The organism is Cyanobacterium sp. Dongsha4 (genome assembly GCF_036345015.1).
Taxonomy (GTDB): domain Bacteria; phylum Cyanobacteriota; class Cyanobacteriia; order Cyanobacteriales; family Cyanobacteriaceae; genus PCC-10605.
This window is the reverse complement of record NZ_CP084098.1, coordinates 2761483-2782281: the sequence shown is the minus strand read 5'-3', so window position 1 is coordinate 2782281 and position 20799 is coordinate 2761483. Positions and strand designations below refer to the sequence as shown.

The window sequence follows — 20799 nt, the reverse complement described above, 5'->3', positions numbered from 1 at the left end:
GGAAAAAATTATGTACAATATTGCTGTTTTATTAGATTTAGATAATATTAAACCGAGATTAGAAACCATTGAGCAACTATGTGGTAAATACGGCAATATGGTTGTCAAAAGAGCTTTTTCTAATACTCCTTCTGTCTTAACTGCCTATGGTAGTAGTTTTCGTAAATTTGACTATCGTTTTGAATTAACCCCCGGCTTAAATCCTGTTTCTCAAGAAGTAGATAATTTAATCTTTCAAACCGTAGATGAGTTAATTAATAATAGTAAATTAGCTATTAATTTAGTGGCAATTGTTAGTAATGATAATGACTATGCTCGACTTTTTAGCTATCTTCAATCTAAAGGCATAAAATCCCTAGTAATTGGTAATCAAATCGGTAATAAGTCCAGAGAAAATGCTAATTATGTGGAAATTCTTACGGAGGTAATGCAACCTACTTATGTGGGGATAGATTTAGGTACAACTAATACTGTTATGTCTTTAGCTAATTATACTCTGAGAAAGGAATGGAATGCTTCAGTGGTGGAAGTGCCTGTAAAGGATGAAAATGGTAGCTTGGTGAAAAAGGCAATTATTCCTTCTGGAGTGCGTTTTACTTCGGCAGACGAAGGAGAAATTGGTGGACATATTAAGAGTAATGCTTATGCTTTCCGAGATCAAACTATTTTGGCATGGAAACACAATATGGGATATAACCTTGATGGGAAACCCTTTGAATATTCTCTGACATCGGGAAAAGTTTCTCCTGAAAAGGCGGCTTCTCAAGTGTTAAATTTTTGCCGTCAGCAGTTGTTAGATAAATATACCAATGTGGGAGGTGTGGTGATTACTCATCCTGCTTCCTATGAATCAGATGCCATTGAAGCAACGAGAAAGGCGGCGGTGTTGGCTGGTTGGCAAGAGGAAGATGTTGTATTATTATCTGAACCTCAAGGGGCTTTGTATGATTTTCTTTACTCGATGCAACGGGGTGATATTCCTCCTGCTTTTGATGTTAATACCCCTGCAAATATCATGGTTTATGATTTGGGGGGAGGTACTTTAGATGTTACATTACATCAGGTGCAGTGGGATAGTAATAGTAATACTTTTTTGATCAATGATGTTGCAATCGGATCTCGTACCCGTGTTGGAGGGGATAAAGTTGATCAATTAATTGCTAATTATATTTTAAAGAATGCAGTTAATAATGTTAATTTGTCTCCTGCTGATCGAGATAAATTAGGGTATGAATTGCCTCTTTATGCAGAAAAATTTAAGAAATTATGGGGATCTGAGTATTTTTCTACTAATGATAAAAATAACTTTAAATTGGCTTTTCAAGGTACTTTTTTAGATAATCAATTACCCATTCGCCATTATATCAGTGTCGATAAGATGAGTTTGATTTTAGCAGATTTACTCTGCCCTGATCTCAATTTGGAGATGTTACAAGCCATGAACCCCGAAACTGCTTTTGATGAAACCCCTTTTACTGACCGCTTTGATACTTTTGTCGTACCAATTTTAGATGTATTGTTAAAGGCGAAAATCACCACTGGAAAAATACCAGAAGTGGACGCAATTTTGCTCAACGGGGGTATGACTTATTTTCCTCCGATAAAAGACAGATTAAGAGAGCTTTTTGGTAATATTCCCATTTTAGATGAAGGGAATCCCGATTTAGCGGTGGCAAGGGGTGCAAGTTTATATGCGGCAGGGGCATTAAAATCTGTGGAAAGAGTTAATCCTACCCATATCTATTTGCAAACCAATCAAGAAGATACAACAGGATTAAGATTATTAATTGCCCAAGGACAAAAATACCCTTACAAAACCAGTCTGAATGGTTTGAAGTTACCTTCCTTAGCTGAAGGCTATCTAAGTTTTGATATTTGGGTGGGCATGGGTAGTAAACCTAATGTAAATACCAATTTACAACGTTCACGGGGGGTATCTTTCAATGAAATTTTAGAAGCTAATTTACAACCGGGTGATCCTCTCAATTTGGAGGTAGAATACACTTTTGATGAACGATTGTTATTAACTTTAGTATCTCAAAAAAATGAGAAAGCACGATTTAAGTTAGAGGTTGCCTCTGATCATCATAACAACGGTTTTGTGGCCACCACTAAAACCTTGAAAGTGGCTAGTGAATTTGACCCTAAAACTTTAATTCCCCATATTTCTCGCACTCGTAAAGGTAAAGAAATTGACGATGGCGTGCAAGTAAAATTTAAAGATTGGGAAGACGTAGCCTATCAGTTAGATCGCAATTTCAATAATGCTCGTTTACATGATCGCCGTCGTGATTTAACTAAGTTAAGCGCGATCGCATCTAATCGAGGAGAAATCGTCAATGATTTACTGCGATGGCTAGAAATGGATAGTTTTTGGGGAACATCTAACCATCCAACCCGTAGTTATTTAGCGGTATTGTGTTTGGGGGAAATTTTAGCCTCTCTCAACCCAGAAGAATCTCTCGCCTTAAAAAGTGCTGAGATTAAATTTGAACAGTGGATTCAAATGAAAATTAATCAGGATTTAGCCCGATTAGATAATAAACTTTATCAGGCGATCGCAAATATTCCGGGTAAACTATTATGGGAAGGGTTTGATCTCAAACTAATAGAAGCCTTTAAGTGTTTTCAAAGAGAACCAAGCTCTCTAGTATTTTTGAACTCACTAGGTAAATGTGGTCAATGCAACTCCAATAACCTTAACTTCCTGAAAAACGTTTTAAAAACGAGCAAACATTTGGGACAACAAGAAAAAGCCGCATGGGCGTTAAGTCGTTTAATTAGCCCCGGACAACCTGAAGAGTATAGAATTGACTTTAAACAGGTAGAAGGAATCGCTCAATTTGCCCTAGAACAGTTGCACCATGTAATCATCAAACCTCAAGTTGCCTTAAATATGTTAGGGTGCTTATCCCAGTGTTTAGCATGGCACGCCCTAGACTATGAACTAAATCCCACCATCTGCCGACAAATAGAGTTATTACCAAAATCCGATTTACCTGTCCATAGTTATTTAAGTGGTTTCCGCCAAATTGAGTCCATATTTGATGATCGCATAGAATTATTACCAAAAATGTTAAATATTGCCACAGTTTCCGAGGAGGATTCGAGCCAAATCAAACAATTCCTCATTGATACTATCAGAGAATAAATTTTTGGAATCTTAACTCACCTCAGTTAGACATAAAATTTTCTCGCTTTGGTAGCAGATTTAGGAAGAAGTGGGGGGCAGGGGGCAAAGGTGAAAGTTAAAAGGGCAAAGGGCAAAGGGCAAAGGGCAAAGGTAAATAGTTGATGATAATTAATAACTTCTAACTCCGAACTCCGAACTCCGAACTCCGAACTCCGAACCCCGAAATCCCCTAAACTACTTTTTAAAATTATTCATCCAATCCTCTAATACCCCAATATCTCAGACGAAATCTATTCTTTCTTTTGAGGAGTATAGGAGGGAGGAAGTCCATAAGTCCGAATAATGGCTTTAATAACATCTTTAACTACAGGAGCGGCAACAGTTGAGCCATAAGTATTTGCTCCTTTTGGTTCATCTACCACTGCAAAAACAATATATTGAGGATCATCACTAGGTAAAATGGAAATAAAACTGGTGATTTTAGCATCTGCTTTATATCTTCCTCTACCATCATGTTTTTGGGCTGTTCCCGTTTTACCCCCTATGTGATAGCCTTCGATGTGAGCGGCTTTACCTGTACCGTTAGCAACTACTGATTGCATCATTAAAGTGACACTACGAGCAGATTCGGGAGAAAATATTTGCTTAGTTTTCAAGGAAGCACTCGATTCTATTTCTCCTTCTGCATTGACTAAACCTTTAACAACGTGAGGGGTAACTAACTTTCCTCCATTAGCGAGAGACGCATGAAGTTGAACTAATTTCAATGGTGTGAGAGATAATCCCTGTCCAAAGGCTGATACTGCTGTTTCGATGTCTCTGGCGGTGAAAATACTTTTCGGTTTTACGTATCCTGTGGCTTCAAAAGGTAAATCAACCCCCATTAGTTTATCTAAGCCTAATTCTTCTAATCTTTGGTAGTATTTTTCTCGGCTTAGTTTTTTCATGGTATAAATCATCGCTGTATTACTAGAATCTTCTAAGGCTTTGGTAATACTAACCCACCCTTTTCCTGTTTTAGAAGCATTAGAAATCGGCCATCCATCAATTACTACACTAGGTGCATCTAATACCCTTGAGGTAGAATTAATTACTCCCTCATCAAGTGCGATCGCAACATTTATGGGTTTAAAAGTTGAACCCGGTTCATAACTATCTGTTACAGTCCAATTTTTGTAAAGAGCAAAATCATAGCTGGAATAATTATTAGGATCGTAAGTAGGTTCACTTACCAGAGAAACTATCTCCCCTGTATGCACATCCATAACAATAACAGCCCCTCGTTTCGCATTAAATTTTTTAATTTGTGCTTTGAGAGAATCCCTTGCCGCCCTTTGTAGTCTTGTATCAAGGGTAAGTTGCAGTTGTAAATCATCTAATTGGACGATACCATCTGGCAAAGAAGCAGGAATAATAGCCCCTTCACCGTCTTTTTTTACCGTCATCATAGATTTTAAATCTAGTTGAGTTAAATCCCGTTCTAATAAATCTTGTTGACTATATTCTATTCCTGCCTGTCCACTATGTTCTGTATCCACATAACCAATTATGTCAGCAAACAACTCCCCTTGGGGATAAAAACGAGCATAGCGTTTTTCTAGGTCAATCCCTTCAAATCCCAATCTTTTAATACTATTTCCTTGGTCTTCCGTCACGGTTCGAGCTAAAACGATACCAGTGTCACCGCTATTTAAAACTTTTAAAATCTCATTTTTGTCTCTATCTGTAAGAATGGTTGCTAATTTTTCAGCAACTATATCCTTATCTTCATTTAACATCACAGGATGAACATAAACCTTATAAACCACTTTATCAAGGGCAATAACATTACCCCGTGCATCTGTAACCGAGCGACGAGGAATATATGGACGAAAGTTATAGGTTTGTTGCTGTTTTGCCAGTTTAACTAACTCATCTCCTTTGACTATTTGTAGTTTATATAGTCGCCATCCTAAACCAGTCGCTCCAAAAACTAAAAACAACCAAATCAGTAATAGTCTAATCCATGTATCAAAATTTAACTGAGTAAAGGCTAATTTTAGGTTACTCAATTTACTGTTAGATTGAGAGTTACCAACATGATCATTGTCAGATTTTAGCTTAAAAACATTCATCTTGAGGAAGTTAAATAACTTAGCATTATTACAAACAATTGACTAAAAAGAAATAAGTTGATTCTTCTATCGTAGTTTATGATAAATTACTTCTTAAAAAAGTTTCTGGTTTCAGGTTAAATATAAAGTTAAAAGTTTATAAATTATTATTCAATAATTCCCTTTTTCCTCTTTCCTGCCCTAACCAACAATTTATCACGACGAGAAGCAAGAGAGCCAATCGGTTTAATCTTAATAGGCAACAGGATAAATAGGTTTGACTTTTTTTATTTTGACTGGGTTAATTGGTTTTGGGGTAATGGCAGTGGCGTTAGTTTCTGGTAAGAAAATAGGGGGCTTACTTTGGTCTGGATTTACAAAGCCAGATCCCTGTTGCTGGGCGGATTCCGCCAATGTATCTTTCAGTACTTCATCGGTAAAAGTAAATTGTCTTTCTTGTTTTTGCAAATTTTGTAACTGATGATATTTATTAGTCCACTGCTTTGGAGCATAAACTGTCATGCCATAAATTACTAATGCTGTACCAACACTCAGACCACAAATAACAGATGAAAAATGATTAAGGACGATAAAACTTTTTAACCATAGAGGATACTGTATTGATTCTGAAAACTGAGAAGTAGAAGTATTACTATTTCTTTCTTGAACGCGCCTAGGGTTTTTATTTACGGTTTGTTCTTGATTGTGGAAATGACTGGATTTACGGCGAAAATCTCTTTGATTAAGGGATTTATTTTTTACGACAGCATTAGTATTCTTTTTGGGTAAGGTATCGTGGGCTAACATAAGTCATTGGGAGATTTTGATTAGAATTAACTAATATTAGCAAATATAGCAGAAATATATAATTTTTTATTTTTCCCAACTTTGGGAATTAATTAACCTCAGTTTGGCATAAGGATATTGGGTTTGGTTAAGTTTCGGGTGTCAGGTAACAGACTTGATGGTTTTAATTGAGGGTTGATGAAAAAGTGGTGTTGCCGAGGGTAAACAACAGGGTTAAATTTGCCCAATAACAATGCCTTTATCTGGAGATTTGCTGATGAATAAATTTCCATTTCGATTAATTGCAATTAATTCTCCCCATATATCAGGAGATGTTAGAGTTATTAATTCTGTTTCTTTTTCTCGATCATAAACACTAATTTTCCCGTCTTGAAGCAAACAAATAATTAACGTATTATCAGGACTAAAAGTTAAGGATTGAATAGGGGATTTACTTTCTACTTTAATGGTTTTTTCTTCTTCTTGTTTTTCTATATTCCAAATTTTGATTAATTTATCTCCTCCTCCACTGATTAGATAGTGGTTATCATCACTAAAACAAAGGCTATTTACTGCCATTTTATGTCCTGATAAGGATGCTATTTCTGCTTGATTTTCTACATTCCAAATTTTTATTATTTTATCACTGCCACTACTAGCTAATAATTTATCATCCTGACTAAAACAGAGGGTATTTATTGCCATTTTATGCCCTGATAAAGATGCTATTTCTGCTTGATTTTCTATATCCCAAATTTTAACTATTTTATCGCTACCACCACTAATTAATTTTTTACTATCATGACTAAAGTTTACGCTATTTATATTAATCCTATGGGCATTTTCTAGGGTTAATATTCTTGTTTTTGTTTGCCATTCCCATATTTCTATATTTTTATTAGAGAGTGCAGTTACAATTAATTGATTCTGAGGATTAAATACACAACATTGAACCTCTTTGCTATCTATTTCTAAGGTAGCTATTTCTTGAAAATTGACTAAATTAAAAAGATTTTTTTCAGGAATATTAATTGGTTTTAAATAAGCATCAAGGTCTATTTTTTCTTTCTCAATTTTTGGTTTATCTGTTACTTTTTCTTGAGGTAAATTTTGATTATTTTCTTGTTTTTCTGTTTTATTAGCAACTATTTTTTCTTTATTAGTTTTATTATATGTTATATCTTCTTTTAGCTCCCCAGTTTCTATATTCTGATTTTCTAATTTATCTTTATCTTGATTAATTTTTGGAGGAGAATCTTCGACTAATACCGTTGGATTTAATATTTCTGTGGTGAAAATAAATTCTGGTCCTTTTAATCCTAATAAGATGCGATCGCCGCTTTTGAGGGTATAAGGAGAAATAATTTTTTCCCCATTAATAAAAGTACCATTAGTTGTTCCTTTATCTTCTATTTGCCAATAAAAATTATCATCTTTTTCTATTAACTGAATTTGTGCATGATAACGAGAGACAGTAATATATTCTTGAGGATCTAAAACCACTTGACAATCGGGAGATCTGCCCATTAAATTAAGAGATTGACTAGAAAGAATATACTCTACTTTTTCTTTTAATTTACTATTAATTAAAGTGACGTGAGCAGGAGAATAATTATCCATATTGAACTCCCTAAAATGTTATTTAGTATTTATCATTGGGTATCTAAATTATAAGCTAGTTTGCATCTAAATTTACTATACTTCAGTAAGGAAATAAAAGACAGAAAGATAATATATTATTAATTATTATTAATTTTTGTTTATATCATTCATCATAAAAATTTAAAAAATATACATACAATTTTTCATAAGTGAACATTCCATCATACTGGCAAAAAAGAACTATTCTAGGAGTTGGCATTATCTGTGTTTCTTTAGCCGCTATATTTGTGCGTTTATCTCAACAGGAAATAAATGAAGTTACCATTGGATTTAGTTTATTTATCGCTTCGAGTAGGTTAATAATTTCTGCTCTTCTCTTAATTCCCTCTTATGGTGATTTATGGAAAATCAAGAAAAATAATTCTGGTGTTTATTATGGCTTAGGGGCTGGTATTTGTTTGGGGCTACATTTTGCCACATGGATAAGTTCATTAGGTTTTACCTCCATTGCCGCTTCGGTTAGTCTCGTAACTACCAATCCCTTGTGGGTGGCTTTGCTTTCTTGGTGGTGTTTAGGACAAAAATTAACTCGAAAAACCATTATTGGTATTGCGATCGCACTCTTAGGTAGTGTATTGATTGCCTTTGCCCATGATGGTAATAGTTTTAGCTCAAATCCCTTGTTAGGTGCAATACTAGCATTAATGGGTAGTTGGTTTGCTAGTGGCTATATCTTACTAGGCACATTAGCACAGCAGAAAGGATTGACCACAAAACAGTACATTATTATTGCTTACCTCACAGGAGCATTATGTTTATTACCTTTACCACTCCTTTTCGGAACTAGCTATGGAGGTCATTCCCTCAATATTTATATCTATTTAATTTTAATGGCTATTATCTCTCAAATAATTGGTCATACAAGTTTAAATTGGTCTTTAAAATATTTTTCCCCTACTACTATTTCTTTATTGATTTTATTTGAGCCTGTTATTTCCAGTTTATTTGCATGGTGGTTTTTTCAAGAAATACCTCAGTTGTTAGTTATCATCGGTGCTTTTATTCTATTGTTGGGAGTCACTTATTCTATTAAGAAAAAATTGTAACCACAAACTCTTAACTCCAAACTCAGATGATATGTATTTTTATTAATAAAAATCAAGTTTCGATAAATTTAGTGTGGATTTGTTGATAAAAAATGAGAGATAAATCAAAGAATATAAAATATAGATAGAGGTTGTTTTTTTCATTTAATGTTATCAGTTAATAAGAAATGATTTGATACCCCATTTCGCTATCTTTTAAGGAGAAAAGGAAATGACTGTTACCGATGTTATTAAACGCTATCAAGAGGGCGATCGAGATTTTCGCAATACTAACTTAAGCAAAAGTAATTTAAGTGGAATGAAACTAAGTAATTCCAACTTTTCTTACTCCAAACTGATTGAAACCCATCTTGCATGGTCAGATTTGGAACGTTGTTTTCTTTTAGAATCAGATTTAAGAGGAGCATTTTTGTATGGGGCAAATTTAAGTTTTGTTAAGTTAAAAGAAGCTCAACTGATAGAAGCCGATTTAACCAAAGCAGATTTAAGAGGAGCTCAATTACATAAAGCGGATTTACAGGGAGCAACATTAAGCGGTGCTATTTTAACATGGGTAAGTCTCTACATGGCAAATCTACCAGGGGTTAACTTATGTGGTGCAAATCTCGATGGAATTAATCTTAGGGGTGCGAATTTACAAGGGGCAAATCTAAATTGGACAAATTTAAACCATGCGAGGTTGAGCGGTGCAAACTTAAGGGGGGCAACCTTATACGGCATAAAATTAAAAGGAGCATTTCTTAACGGTTTAGACTTACACGGTTTGAATTTTAGTGGGATGGATTTAGAAGAAGCAAAATTAAGTGGTACAAAACTTTATGGGGCGGATTTTTCTGGAAGTAATCTCACTGGTGCTTTCTTACGTCGCAGTGTTTTGCACAAAGCCAATTTAAAAAATGTCCAATTGTATCACGGGCAAATGAAAGGAGCAGAAATAATACAAGCTAACTTAATGAAAAGTAATCTCAGTGAAACAGATTTACGCAATGCTGACTTAAGTTTTGCTAATTTGAACTTAGTTAATCTAAGAGGTGCAGATTTAACAGGGGCAAACTTGCGAGGTGCTTATCTTTGGGGTGCTTGTCTCAATGGGGCGATATTAAAAGATACCAATTTAAGTGGTGCTAGTTTGAGGGATGCAGACTTATCGGGAGTTAATCTGTCAGAGGCTATTTTAGAGGGTGCAACCATGCCTGATGGAAAAATTTTTATTTAATGAAAACATGAGTTCGATATAAAATTGCCAGTTAAGGTAAAGAACAGGGAAAACCCCTCTGTGTCTCCCCCTAAAAGTGGAGAAGAGAATAGGGAATAGTAATAATAATTGATAAAAAAATTATTAAAATTGATTTTTTCGAGGAAAATTTCGCTAATTCATAAGTCTTAACTCATTATTTTTCAATACTTTTTTCGTATAACTCAGGTAACTACATATCATATATCACTACGATTTAAAGGAATCATTGCCCATGTAACATAAGTACCAATAGGACTCCACAAAAGATATGGCATCAATAGAGCCAATGCAGAATAATCGACTTTTGCCACGAAAAAAGCCAAAATTAAACCAATAAAAAAGCCAAAAGCCCCGATCGCAGTTCCTACCACTAAACTACGCACAGCACACATTACTCTTGTATAAGCAAGTATGGACATTTGTAAGATGACGTAGGCAGACATAAATGTTATTTTGGGAAAAAGATTGATATTACTATCCCAAACCAAACTAGCAGATAAGACTAAACAGACAAAAATAAAAATCCAAATAAAGGGAATAAGAAACTCAAAAGTTAACCATGAGGGACGTTTAAGCCGAAAAAACCAACGTAAATCATCGGCAGGTATGCGATTAATAACAATGCTCAACAAAAGTGCGATCGCACCTATTATTAGCCAAGAAGGTAAAAACATTTAAAAGCAAGGGGTAAACTCTTTTTTCAAAGATAACATCGGAGTTCGGAGTTCGGAGTTCGGGGTTAGGGGATTGGGGAGAAACGAGTTAGGAGTTAGGAGTTAGGAGTTAGGAGTTTTTAATTATTCACTATTCACTAATTGCCTTTTGCTCTTTGCCCCTTGCCCTTTCCTATATCAATTAATATCTAATAGATTTAGCAGTTTCAAAGAAAACCCTAACATGGTCTTCAGGAGTTCCCACTAAAACACCATGGCCTAAATTAAGAATATGTCCTCCTTTTCCTGCTTTTGCAACAGTATCATGGATTCTTTCCCTAATGAATTCTGGTGAGCCAAATAAAACTCCGGGGTCAATATTTCCTTGCACCTTCATCTCTTTACCGAGTCTTTGTCTCGCTTCTGCCATATCTACAGTCCAATCGACGCTAACAATGTCAACCCCAGATTGTCCCATTCTTTCCAAAACTCCTGCACTACCACTAATATAGAGAATTAAAGGGGTATCAGGATGAGTGGCTTTAACTTGTTCTACTACTCTTTTTTGATAGGGTAAAGCAAAAGTTTCATAGTCTTGAGGGCTTAATTCTCCTGCCCAAGAATCAAACATCTGAACTACTTGAGCTCCACAGTCGATTTGATAACGTACATAAGTTGCGATCGCATCTGCAATTTTACCTAGCAATTTGTGAAGCATATCAGGCTCGGAAAAAGCCATACTTTTAATCACAGCATAATTTTTAGAGCTTTTACCCTCAATAGCATAAGCCGCCAAAGTCCAAGGCGCACCCACAAATCCTAAAACCGTTGATTTATTACCAACTTCCTGACGTAAAGTATTAAGGATAGTTTTAATAAAGGGTAAAGACTCCTCTGGTTGTAGAGGATGTAACTGCTCGATTTGAGCCAAACTACGAATAGGAGGATCAATAATAGGACCTTTACTTTCGATAATATCAAAAGGAATACCCATACCGGGTAAAGGAGTTAAAATATCAGAAAACATAATTACCCCGTCAGGCTGAAAAGCGCGCCAAGGTTGAAGGGAAATTTCAATAGCTAAATCAGGATTTTCCGAACGTTCACGGAAACTAGGATATTTATCTCTCAAATCACGATAGACTTTCATATATCTACCTGCTTGACGCATCATCCATACAGGAGGACGATCTAAAACTTCACCACGGGCAACCCGTAATAGACAAGGCAATTCGCTCATTATATATTTGTTTCTTAAATTTAGTGCATTTTTTAGCTTATCACCAGAGTTATACACTTCATAACTAACGAAAAGAAATGTAACGATTATTTTCTTATAACCCTAGTTGGGGTATTAGGGTGTTGGGGTTAGTGTTAATTAAACACTTTTACCCTTCTCACCTTAAAAGGGGAGACACAGAGGGGGTTGCCTCTTGCCTTTTAACTTTTCCTAATTGTTAATTGAACTAATGACTTATAATAATCACAGAAATAATCTATAAAAGGTAAAAAAGCGATGTTAGCTTATTTTCTGGCAATTCTTGTAGCAATAACCAGTTTATCTCTATATATAAATGCTTTTATCCGTCCCAAAATACACAGGAAAGATGATTTTTTATGGAGTGGTTTAGGCTTATTTTATGCCCTTGTGTTATGGATTTGTGCAGGTAGAATAACTGGTGCTGTATTATTAGGACAATGTGCAGGAGTTGCAGTGGCGATCGCATTTATTTGGGAAAATACTAAACTAAGACAAGCCCAGACAGCAGAATCTCAATCTAACCAAGCCTTAGAAGGGTTTTCAGTGCTAACATTTATAGCCCAACTGTTGGCAAAGGTATCTCAGTTAGGTAAGAAAAAATCCGTTGTTACAACTAGCCAACCAGAAAAACCATCAGAGACTCTCACCACTCCTTCAGAAGAAAAAGAAGAAACTGCCACCCCCGTCGCTTCAACCACAAAAGAAGAAACTCCAGTTAAAAATCCGCCAACGGAAACAGAAATTAAACCATATAGGGAAGAAGTTATTAAAGACACCATAGAAGAAGTAACTTCCCCTCCTCAGTTGGAAAAAGACATAGCAATTAGTGATGAGGATAAAGAAGAAGAAAAAATCGATGCTACCCCAGATGATGAGGAGATAGAAATAGATAATGTAGATGCTATCTCAGAGGATGTGACAGAAACAACAGAAAATAAGCCAACAACAAACTTATTTGGTCGAATTAGAAATATTTTCCGCAAATCACCCGCCGAAACTTCTTCCACATCGGTTAAGGATGAATTACCAGAATCCCTTTTGGATGAAATTGATGATTTAGAGGAAGAAATTGACCCTGAATCCACCGCCGTAGAAGTAGAAGAAGCGATCGCAAACCTAGATGTTACAGAAAAAACACTGGAGGAAGAAAAAGATAACGAGGAAGTAAGTGAAATATCTCAAGAAGACGTTGAGGAAAAAGCCTTAGAAGAAGAGTTAATTATCGATTCAGAAGAAGAAACCAACGAAGAAATAAAAGATAAATCAGTAGTTGTGGAAGAAGAGAAGGAAAATGAGTTTGAAGAGGTAGAAACAAAGATAACAGAAGAAAAGATAGAAGTCATGGAGGAGAATGTAAACACTGAATCCGAAATAGAAACCACTGCCACTTCTCAAGCAGAAAATCTCGTCATAGAAGAGGGAATATCCATTCAAACAGACACTCAAGAGGAAGATAAAGAAAAGGAAATTCCCTCAGAAGATACCATCGAATCCCTTGATGATTTATTTCCTGACAAGAAAAATTAATTACACTCCTGAAGCAGATAAGAGATACTGATAGAAAAGGGCAAGGGGAAAGGTAAATAGTTTATAATTAACGATTTCTAACTCTTAACTTCTAACTCCTAACTCATTACTTGTTTCTCCCTAATACCCTACTCCCCCTCTCATCTCGTCCCCAATATCCAACAAACACCTACAATCTGATAACCTCTTACCTAACTCTGAAATCTACACCCCTTATTATTCATTAACTAAAAAAAACCGTGACAGAAGCAAATTTAACTCCAGAAAAAGCAATAGCTAACTTACTACAAAAAGAAGACCTTGGTATGAGGTACTATGCCGCTTGGTGGTTGGGCAAGTTCAGAGTTGCCACAGATGAGGCAGTAAATGCTCTAATTCAGGCTTTAGAAGATAAAGAAGATCGCGCCCCTGATGGTGGTTTTCCCCTGCGCAGAAATGCCGCTAAAGCCCTAGGAAAATTGGGTTTTAATCGGTCTGTTGAACCTCTAATTAAATGCTTGGATTGTGATGATTATTATGTCCGTGAATCTGCCGCCCAAGCCCTAGAAATGTTAAATGATACAAGAGCGATCGCATCTTTGATGAATTTATTAGAAACGGCGGTTGAAGGGGAAGAATTGACAGAATATGGTAAGGGTACACCCCTAGGGAAACCTCATCCCCATGAACCTTATGAGGCGATTATTGAGGCTTTAGGCACTTTAAAGGCAAAAAATGCCCTAAATTTAATTAAGCCTTTTCTGAAGCACCCTATTCCTAAAGTGGCTTATGGAGCGGCGAGAGCAATGTATCAACTAACAGAAGAGGATAGTTATGGAGAAATTCTTGTTACTGCTTTGCAAGGAAAAGAGCTACAATTGAGAAGATCAGCTTTGATGGACTTAGGTGCGATCGGTTATACGAACTCTGCTGAAGCTATTAGTGCTACCTTTGCGGAAAATAGCCTTAAGTTAATTGCCATGAAAGGTTTACTAGAGTCTGCTATTGCCAAGGAAACAGAGGAAAAAGACTCAATTCATCCTGAAGCAATCAAAATTATGGAGTTAATGGATAGTTTGCTATAACTTTTAAGAAAAGGGCAAAGTTAAAAGGGCAATGGGCAAAGGTAAATAGTTTATAATTAACGATTTCTAACTCCTAACTCATTTCCCTAACACCTGCAACCTGAAACCTGAAACCTGACACCTAACCTTATCTGATATTCTTAAACTGAACTGAAGTTAAAAAACAATGATTACGGTCGAAAAATTAAGTAAAAACTACGGTTCAACCCAAGCAATCAAGGATATTTCCTTTTCTGTTGAAAAAGGCTCAATTTTGGGTTTATTGGGGGCAAATGGTGCAGGAAAAACCACCACCATGCGCATTCTGAGTGGTTATATCCCTGCGACTACTGGTAAAGCTATTATTGATGGTTTTGAAGTCCATGAAAATCCTCTTGCTGTTAGAGAAAGAATCGGTTATTTACCTGAAAATCCCCCTCTCTATCCAGAAATGACGGTGACAGAATATCTCGATTTTGTCGGGAAAATTAAAAATATTCCTAGATGCGATCGCACTTCACTGCTTAAAAAAGCCATAGAATTATGTCAAATAGAAGATCGTGCCAATAGTATTATTGGGAAATTATCAAAGGGATACCGTCAGAGAGTGGGTATTGCCCAAGCCATAATTCATGATCCTCCTGTTATTATTTTAGATGAACCTACGGTTGGTTTAGACCCTCGACAGATTATTGAGGTGCGTAATTTAATTAAAAGTTTGGCAAAAGAAAAAACTATTATTTTATCCACCCATATCTTACCTGAAGTAACCATGACTTGTGATACAGTCACCATAATTAATCAGGGTATGGTAATCGCTACAGGGAAAACAGAGGAACTTTTACAACAACTTAATAATAAGGGTTATCACTTAGAGGTGGAAGGAGAAGTTAGTAGTTTAACCTCTAAACTGGAAAAAATAGACGCAATTGATAAAATTATCATTGAACCCATAACAGGAATTGATAATCGTTTTATAATAAAATTGTCGTTGAACAATGATTCTGAAGTAGGTAAAGAAATAGCCTCTATTTTAGTTCATGAAGGCATAGGAATTTATGAAATGAAACGCTTAAAAGCCTCTTTGGAGGAAGTCTTCCTTCAATTGACTACTCAAGAAAATATATCGGTTAACAATTAATTCCTCCCCAAATATTTAATTAAATGCTTTAATCTCACTACTCATTCCTTATATCGATGAAAATATTTAACCCTCTGTGGCGTAAACCTCAGACAATTATATCTATATCCATAGGGGTAGGAATGGCTATAGTTAGTATGGTAACTTTTCTTTTTCTGGAGGAATATAATCACCGCCAAGTAGAAAATTTAGTGCAAACTCAGTTAATTTCTTTACGACAAAAAACAGAGTTAGAGTTAAAAACAAGAGTGTTAGCCTTAGAAAGAATGCAACAACGATGGGAGATAGAAAAAGGCACTCCCAAAGAAAGATGGGAAAAAGATGCTCTTCAATATATTCAAGATTATACTGGTTATCAGTCGATTCAATGGGTTAATCCTGATTATTATATAGCTTGGTTAGTGCCTGAAAAGGGTAATGAAGATGTTAAAAATCTCTATATTAAGTTTGAAGGAAGAAGAAAAAGTGCGATCGAAACTGCTATTATTGAGGATAAAACTTATATTAGTCCAGTCGTTAATCTAATTCAAGGGGATAAGGGCTTTATTGTTTATACTCCCCTTTGGATTGATGAAGGAGAAAATCAACCCCCTCGCTTCGATGGTTTTATTACTGCGGTTTTTAAATTAAATAACTTCCTTTATTCTGTTTTCCGTCAAGAGGTATGGAAAGGCTATCAAATTTTTATTTATCAAGATTCCCAACTAATTTATAGTAGCATTTATGCACCACCAAAAGATAATTTACAGTGGCAACAATCCATCGATTTAGAATATCGAGGCATTAATTGGCAAGTTAAGATTATTCCCAATAACTCTTTTCTGAAAAAGTATCGCTCAATACTTCCTCATGTTATACTAATTGTTGGTTTAATCTTAGCTAGTTTATTAGGATGGAGCGTTCATCTTCTATGTGAATTTAAACAACGCAATCAACTATTAATCAAAGCCAAGCAAGAGGCTGAAACGGCAAACTTAGCCAAAAGTCAGTTTTTAGCAATGATTAGCCATGAAATTCGCACTCCCATGAATGGCATTTTAGGCATGGTTAATCTTTTGGAAGACACTTCATTAAACGACATTCAACAAGAATTTTTACTCACCATTCGTGACGGTGGAGAAAGTTTACTGACAATTATCAATGATATTCTGAATTTCTCAAAAATTGAATCCAATAAACTACAGTTAGAAACAAAAAATTTTTCCCTAAGACAATGCGTCAAAAAGGTTATTGATTTACTGCAATTCCAAGCCCAAGAAAAAAATTTATCCCTGACTTTTGAAATAGATGACTCTCTTCCTGAATACTTTTTAGGAGATATAATTCGCTTAAGACAAATCTTACTCAATTTAGTTTCCAATGCTTTGAAATTTACTAAACAAGGGGAAGTTAAGATAATTGTTAAAGGCAAAAAAATTAACCCTAACGATAGACTCTCAGCTTATCAAATTTTATTTATAGTTCAAGATACAGGTATCGGTATTCCTCTTCATAAACAATCAAAATTGTTTCAACCTTTTTCTCAATTAGATGCTTCCATTAACCGCAAGTATGGTGGCACAGGTTTAGGATTAGCTATTTGTAAAGGCTTAGTGGAGATGATGCAAGGAGAAATTTGGTTAGAAAGCGAAGAAAATAAAGGTTCTAGTTTTTATTTTAGGGTTGTTTTGTCCCTCGGTAATAATCCACAAACTTCTTCTATGGTTTCTTCTTCTGTTTCTTCTCCAACTCCTCAATCTTCCCTCAAAATTCTTATTGTTGAAGATAATTTAGTAAATCAAAAAGTCATATCACTAACACTGAAAAAATTAGGTTATCAAGCAGATATTGCTAATCACGGCTTAGATGCAATTCAATTTCTTAAGCAAAAAGACTATAACTTGATATTAATGGATATGCAAATGCCTGAAATGGATGGTATCGCCGCCACTAAATGGATTCGGGAAAATCTCCCCCCAGAAAAACAACCTTATATTATGGCAATGACAGCTAATGCTATGGACTGCGATCGCATCTTATGCTTAAATGCAGGAATGGATGATTATATGAGTAAACCTATCAACTTGCCATTACTCAAGGAAAAACTGCAAAACATTACAAATATTAATGGCTAATTTCCGCAAGGGCATTATTAATAATAGTTTCTTCAACTCCCTGACGTTTCAAACTATCAATTAATTCCAAAACATTACTTTCTTCGAGTTTTTCTAAATCTTGTCGTAATCCTTGCCCTATATAAGCCCTTATCAAAGGTTGATAACCTGAAAATCCTAATAGGGGTGCGATGGCTTTTAATTCTTCCACTACATCTTCAGGCATACGGAGAGTAACGCTTTTCATGGGGCGATTGCTTTTTAGTCTTTTTTTCAATGTTTCAATTTTCATAGTATATACGTTCTTGACGAGTTGCTTGACGGGCGGATATAATGCGAATCATATCGTTTTCTTGTTGAATATGAACCACAAATAAAAGGTAATTATTTTTATCCATACCGATAACGGCATCTCTAGCTTCATAATTACGACTAGCATCCATTACCACCAAAAAGGGATCAAAAAATGCTTCGGCAGCTCTTTCAAAAGTAATGCCCTTATGTTTGAAGGAATTTTGCTTGGCTTTTTCTTCATTCCAAATAAAGGTTATACCATTCAGGATAAATATAAGATCCATTCTACTTAATTATAGTCAAGTTCGTATTGACATTGTCAATATTTTATTCTCTCATTTATGTGTCTGTTTCTCTATTTGATCTCATATATAATTCTAATCTGTGTTATTTTTTTATCATTTAATTTCTGGTAAAAATTATGATTTTTGCACCGTAAAACAGTTATCTTGCTCATATTTTCATATGATGTCTATTTGACAAAAAAGAGAATGTATAGTACTTTAAAGGGCTGTGCCAAAAATAAAAGACTCATTTCTATCAGGAAAAAACCGTGAAAATTGTCTGTTCTCAAGTTGATCTCAAAAATAATTTATCATTAGTTAGTCGTGCTGTGCCAACTCGTCCGACTCATCCCATTTTAGCCAATGTTTTATTAGTCGCCAATCAAACTAAAAATCAAGTCACCCTCACAGGCTTTGATTTGAGTTTAGGAATGCGCAGTTGCTTTTGTGCAGAAGTAGAAGAAGAAGGAGTAATCACCCTACCTGCAAAACTATTAAATGATATTATCGCCCGTTTACCAGAAGGAGAAGTAACTATTTCCTACGAAGAAGAGGAAATGGAAGAAAATCCCCTCGTTACCATAAACTCCCTCTCAGGAAAATTTCAACTAAGAGGAGTTAAAGGAGAAGAATATCCTGAATTACCCGTCGTAGAAAGAGAAGAAGCCTTTTTATTACCCGTAGCCGCCTTAAATGAAGGTTTAAAAGGCTCATTATTTGCCGCAAGTAATGATGAAACTAAACAAATTCTAACGGGAGTACATTTAACCCGCAATCTTGATACTCTTGAGTTTGCCGCCACCGACGGCCATCGTTTAGCAGTTGTTAAAACCAGTGCCATTGAGGAGACAAAAGAATCAGAAGAAGAAAATAACTCTAATCCGCCCATTACCGAAGAACAAAATTTCACTATAACCATTCCTGCCCGTGCCTTAAGAGAATTAGAAAAAATCCTTTCCATGGCAAAAGAAGGAGAATCCATTGCCTTATTTGTCGATGAAGGGCAAGTAGTCTTTGAATTAGGGCAACAAAACCTTACCAGCCGAAAATTAGATGGTGCATACCCCAACTATAACCAGTTGATTCCGAACAATTTTGAGCGTACAATGGTAGTTGATCGCAAACGGATGATTGAGAGTTTAGAAAGAGTATCCGTGTTAAGTGATCAAAAAAATAATCTCGTCAAGTTTACCTTGAATTCTGATAACGAGCAAGTAACCTTATCTGTAGAAGCAAAAGAATTAGGTAACGCCAAAGAGTCTATTAGTGCCGAAATCAACGGGGATAACTTTGAAATTGGCTTCAATATCCGCTACTTGATGGATGGATTAAAAGCCCTATCTGCCAATGAAATCAAGTTTCAATTTAATGGTGCAACCCAACCCGTTATTGCTACTCCTCTCAGTGGCACCCAAATGACTTATTTAATTATGCCTGTGCAAATTAGAGACTAGCAGATTTCTTTCAATCAATAACAGATTAAGAATTAGTTTTCCCATCTTCCCTTTCAAGGGGAGATACAGAGGGGTTTCCCCAACCCAACACTAAAACCAGAAAAATTTATCCAAAACTCAGGTTAGTTAGAAAACTGAAAGTAATTCATTAAATGATAAGCAAAATCTGGAGTTAGATTAAGCCTTTTTTGTAAATCAGCAATATGACGATATTTACCATTGCTTTCTCTATCAATCAGAATTTGTTGAGCTATATCTTGGCTTAAATTAGGAATTTTTATTAATTGGTTAAGTGTGGCATTATTAGGATTAACTTTTGCTGGTGCATGAAAACTATCATCAGCATAATAGGCAAAATATAAAATAGGTTGCCATGACTGTATTTTTAAAACGGATATTCCCAAGGCCGCCGCTAAATCTTCTAAGCAGAGAAAATTTATTCCAGAATTGGTTATTTCTACTAAATTCCTCGCCTGAGTAATAGAAATACCCGGTAGTCTTAGCCAATCATCTACAGAAGCAATATTCACATCTATTTTTATCCCCAATTGTGCTCCAACCTCGATTTCTAAGTCTGATTGAAAACGATAGTAAGGATCTTGTTTTATTTTAGATGCAAGAGCATTTTTGTGAATATTTATTTTATTAGCCGAAGCAAACCAACGAGATAAAACCATAACTTACTTAATTCTGTTGCAAATTATTACAAACTCATGCAATTATTACCATCTTAAGGCACATTAAATAGTAATTTACAAATTGTATCAATTTACCTTTATTACAGGAGTTTTTTCTTATGCCTATTTCTGAAACTCAAGTATTCGTGGCTTTGGTTATTGCTTTAATCCCCGGTATTTTAGCTTTTCGTTTAGCTACAGAATTGTACAAATAAACTAATTGAATTAGGAATTAGGAATTAATGTTAAAAGGGCAAAGGGCAAGGGGTAAACCCCTCCGTGTCTCCCCTTAAAAGACATCCCTCTTTATCCCCCCTCGAAAGGAGAGAGGGCAAAAGTGTTGAATAAACCTTAACACTCCAATACCTCAATACCCCAATCGTCTAACACCCCTACACCCCGAAACTTGAAACCT

General features: G+C 35.4%; 17 protein-coding genes. 9 read left to right on the top strand and 8 right to left on the bottom strand.

Annotated features, from left to right (window positions below):
* The first annotated feature begins 10 nt into the window (after positions 1 to 10).
* Positions 11 to 3151 (top strand): Hsp70 family protein, encoded by a 3141-nt coding sequence (locus Dongsha4_RS11955; protein ID WP_330202600.1) that lies wholly within the window; start codon positions 11 to 13, stop codon positions 3149 to 3151.
* Positions 3152 to 3423: 272 nt separating this feature from the next.
* On the opposite strand, the gene Dongsha4_RS11950 is transcribed toward Dongsha4_RS11955, so the two are convergent.
* The 3 genes from Dongsha4_RS11950 to Dongsha4_RS11940 form a co-directional block, all read right to left on the bottom strand.
* Complete coding sequence (locus tag Dongsha4_RS11950) at positions 3424 to 5247, bottom strand: penicillin-binding protein 2 (protein WP_330202599.1); 1824 nt, start codon at positions 5245 to 5247, stop codon at positions 3424 to 3426.
* Between the two features lie 231 nt (positions 5248 to 5478).
* Positions 5479 to 6033 (bottom strand): hypothetical protein, encoded by a 555-nt coding sequence (locus tag Dongsha4_RS11945; protein WP_330202598.1) that lies wholly within the window; start codon positions 6031 to 6033, stop codon positions 5479 to 5481.
* 213 nt (positions 6034 to 6246) lie between these two features.
* The gene (locus Dongsha4_RS11940; RefSeq protein WP_330202597.1) at positions 6247 to 7632 is read right to left on the bottom strand and encodes an FHA domain-containing protein; all 1386 of its coding nucleotides are present in this window, start codon (positions 7630 to 7632) and stop codon (positions 6247 to 6249) included.
* 191 nt (positions 7633 to 7823) lie between these two features.
* Between Dongsha4_RS11940 and Dongsha4_RS11935 the strand changes: the two genes are divergently transcribed.
* Positions 7824 to 8720, top strand: a complete 897-nt coding sequence (locus tag Dongsha4_RS11935; protein WP_330202596.1) for a DMT family transporter — start codon at positions 7824 to 7826, stop codon at positions 8718 to 8720.
* A gap of 211 nt (positions 8721 to 8931) precedes the next feature.
* The gene (locus Dongsha4_RS11930; protein WP_330202595.1) at positions 8932 to 9936 is read left to right on the top strand and encodes a pentapeptide repeat-containing protein; all 1005 of its coding nucleotides are present in this window, start codon (positions 8932 to 8934) and stop codon (positions 9934 to 9936) included.
* 218 nt (positions 9937 to 10154) lie between these two features.
* Here Dongsha4_RS11930 and Dongsha4_RS11925 read toward each other — a convergent pair whose 3' ends face one another.
* Both Dongsha4_RS11925 and hemE read right to left on the bottom strand, forming a co-directional pair.
* Entirely contained in the window at positions 10155 to 10631 is a 477-nt protein-coding gene (locus Dongsha4_RS11925; RefSeq protein WP_330202594.1) for a TspO/MBR family protein, read from the bottom strand.
* Positions 10632 to 10812: 181 nt separating this feature from the next.
* The gene (gene hemE, locus Dongsha4_RS11920; protein WP_099435747.1) at positions 10813 to 11850 is read right to left on the bottom strand and encodes a uroporphyrinogen decarboxylase; all 1038 of its coding nucleotides are present in this window, start codon (positions 11848 to 11850) and stop codon (positions 10813 to 10815) included.
* Positions 11851 to 12126: 276 nt separating this feature from the next.
* On the opposite strand from hemE, the gene Dongsha4_RS11915 reads away from it, so the two are divergent.
* The 4 genes from Dongsha4_RS11915 to Dongsha4_RS11900 all read left to right on the top strand — a co-directional run bounded on the left by Dongsha4_RS11915 (position 12127) and on the right by Dongsha4_RS11900 (position 17696).
* Positions 12127 to 13398 (top strand): Ycf66 family protein, encoded by a 1272-nt coding sequence (locus Dongsha4_RS11915; protein ID WP_330202593.1) that lies wholly within the window; start codon positions 12127 to 12129, stop codon positions 13396 to 13398.
* A 239-nt stretch (positions 13399 to 13637) separates the two neighbouring features.
* Positions 13638 to 14462, top strand: coding sequence for a HEAT repeat domain-containing protein (locus Dongsha4_RS11910; RefSeq protein WP_330202592.1), 825 nt, complete (start codon positions 13638 to 13640; stop codon positions 14460 to 14462).
* A gap of 166 nt (positions 14463 to 14628) precedes the next feature.
* Positions 14629 to 15582 carry an ABC transporter ATP-binding protein gene (locus tag Dongsha4_RS11905; RefSeq protein ID WP_330202591.1) on the top strand — a complete coding sequence of 318 codons (954 nt, stop codon included), beginning with the start codon at positions 14629 to 14631 and terminating at the stop codon, positions 15580 to 15582.
* A 56-nt stretch (positions 15583 to 15638) separates the two neighbouring features.
* Complete coding sequence (locus Dongsha4_RS11900; protein WP_330202590.1) at positions 15639 to 17696, top strand: ATP-binding protein; 2058 nt, start codon at positions 15639 to 15641, stop codon at positions 17694 to 17696.
* Here the strand turns inward: Dongsha4_RS11900 and Dongsha4_RS11895 are convergent.
* Positions 17686 to 17967 carry a hypothetical protein gene (locus Dongsha4_RS11895; RefSeq protein WP_330202589.1) on the bottom strand — a complete coding sequence of 94 codons (282 nt, stop codon included), beginning with the start codon at positions 17965 to 17967 and terminating at the stop codon, positions 17686 to 17688. The two genes, Dongsha4_RS11900 and Dongsha4_RS11895, sit on opposite strands and share 11 nt — an antisense overlap.
* On the bottom strand, positions 17957 to 18253 hold the full coding sequence (locus Dongsha4_RS11890) for a BrnT family toxin (RefSeq protein WP_330202588.1): 297 nt from the start codon (positions 18251 to 18253) through the stop codon (positions 17957 to 17959). The genes Dongsha4_RS11895 and Dongsha4_RS11890 overlap by 11 nt, the downstream gene beginning before the upstream one ends.
* A 269-nt stretch (positions 18254 to 18522) precedes the next feature.
* On the opposite strand from Dongsha4_RS11890, the gene dnaN reads away from it, so the two are divergent.
* Positions 18523 to 19707 (top strand): DNA polymerase III subunit beta, encoded by a 1185-nt coding sequence (gene dnaN / locus Dongsha4_RS11885; RefSeq protein WP_330202587.1) that lies wholly within the window; start codon positions 18523 to 18525, stop codon positions 19705 to 19707.
* A gap of 122 nt (positions 19708 to 19829) precedes the next feature.
* Here the strand turns inward: dnaN and Dongsha4_RS11880 are convergent, their stop codons facing one another.
* Positions 19830 to 20384, bottom strand: coding sequence for a ComEA family DNA-binding protein (locus Dongsha4_RS11880; RefSeq protein ID WP_330202586.1), 555 nt, complete (start codon positions 20382 to 20384; stop codon positions 19830 to 19832).
* A gap of 119 nt (positions 20385 to 20503) precedes the next feature.
* Between Dongsha4_RS11880 and psaM the strand changes: the two genes are divergently transcribed.
* The gene (gene psaM / locus Dongsha4_RS11875; RefSeq protein WP_330202585.1) at positions 20504 to 20599 is read left to right on the top strand and encodes a photosystem I reaction center subunit XII; all 96 of its coding nucleotides are present in this window, start codon (positions 20504 to 20506) and stop codon (positions 20597 to 20599) included.
* The last annotated feature ends 200 nt before the right edge of the window (positions 20600 to 20799 follow it).

Excerpts from the sequence above, each read along its gene's own strand:
- Dongsha4_RS11930 (WP_330202595.1), top strand. The coding sequence starts at position 8,932 with ATGACTGTTACCGATGTTATTAAACGCTATCAAGAGGGCGATCGAGAT.
- Dongsha4_RS11890 (WP_330202588.1), bottom strand. The coding sequence starts at position 18,253 with ATGGATCTTATATTTATCCTGAATGGTATAACCTTTATTTGGAATGAA.
- Dongsha4_RS11945 (WP_330202598.1), bottom strand. The coding sequence starts at position 6,033 with ATGTTAGCCCACGATACCTTACCCAAAAAGAATACTAATGCTGTCGTA.
- Dongsha4_RS11900 (WP_330202590.1), top strand. The coding sequence starts at position 15,639 with ATGAAAATATTTAACCCTCTGTGGCGTAAACCTCAGACAATTATATCT.
- Dongsha4_RS11895 (WP_330202589.1), bottom strand. The coding sequence starts at position 17,967 with ATGAAAATTGAAACATTGAAAAAAAGACTAAAAAGCAATCGCCCCATG.
- Dongsha4_RS11905 (WP_330202591.1), top strand. The coding sequence starts at position 14,629 with ATGATTACGGTCGAAAAATTAAGTAAAAACTACGGTTCAACCCAAGCA.
- Dongsha4_RS11955 (WP_330202600.1), top strand. The coding sequence starts at position 11 with ATGTACAATATTGCTGTTTTATTAGATTTAGATAATATTAAACCGAGA.
- Dongsha4_RS11925 (WP_330202594.1), bottom strand. The coding sequence starts at position 10,631 with ATGTTTTTACCTTCTTGGCTAATAATAGGTGCGATCGCACTTTTGTTG.
- Dongsha4_RS11880 (WP_330202586.1), bottom strand. The coding sequence starts at position 20,384 with ATGGTTTTATCTCGTTGGTTTGCTTCGGCTAATAAAATAAATATTCAC.
- psaM (WP_330202585.1), top strand. The coding sequence starts at position 20,504 with ATGCCTATTTCTGAAACTCAAGTATTCGTGGCTTTGGTTATTGCTTTA.
- Dongsha4_RS11950 (WP_330202599.1), bottom strand. The coding sequence starts at position 5,247 with ATGAATGTTTTTAAGCTAAAATCTGACAATGATCATGTTGGTAACTCT.
- Dongsha4_RS11915 (WP_330202593.1), top strand. The coding sequence starts at position 12,127 with ATGTTAGCTTATTTTCTGGCAATTCTTGTAGCAATAACCAGTTTATCT.
- Dongsha4_RS11940 (WP_330202597.1), bottom strand. The coding sequence starts at position 7,632 with ATGGATAATTATTCTCCTGCTCACGTCACTTTAATTAATAGTAAATTA.
- hemE (WP_099435747.1), bottom strand. The coding sequence starts at position 11,850 with ATGAGCGAATTGCCTTGTCTATTACGGGTTGCCCGTGGTGAAGTTTTA.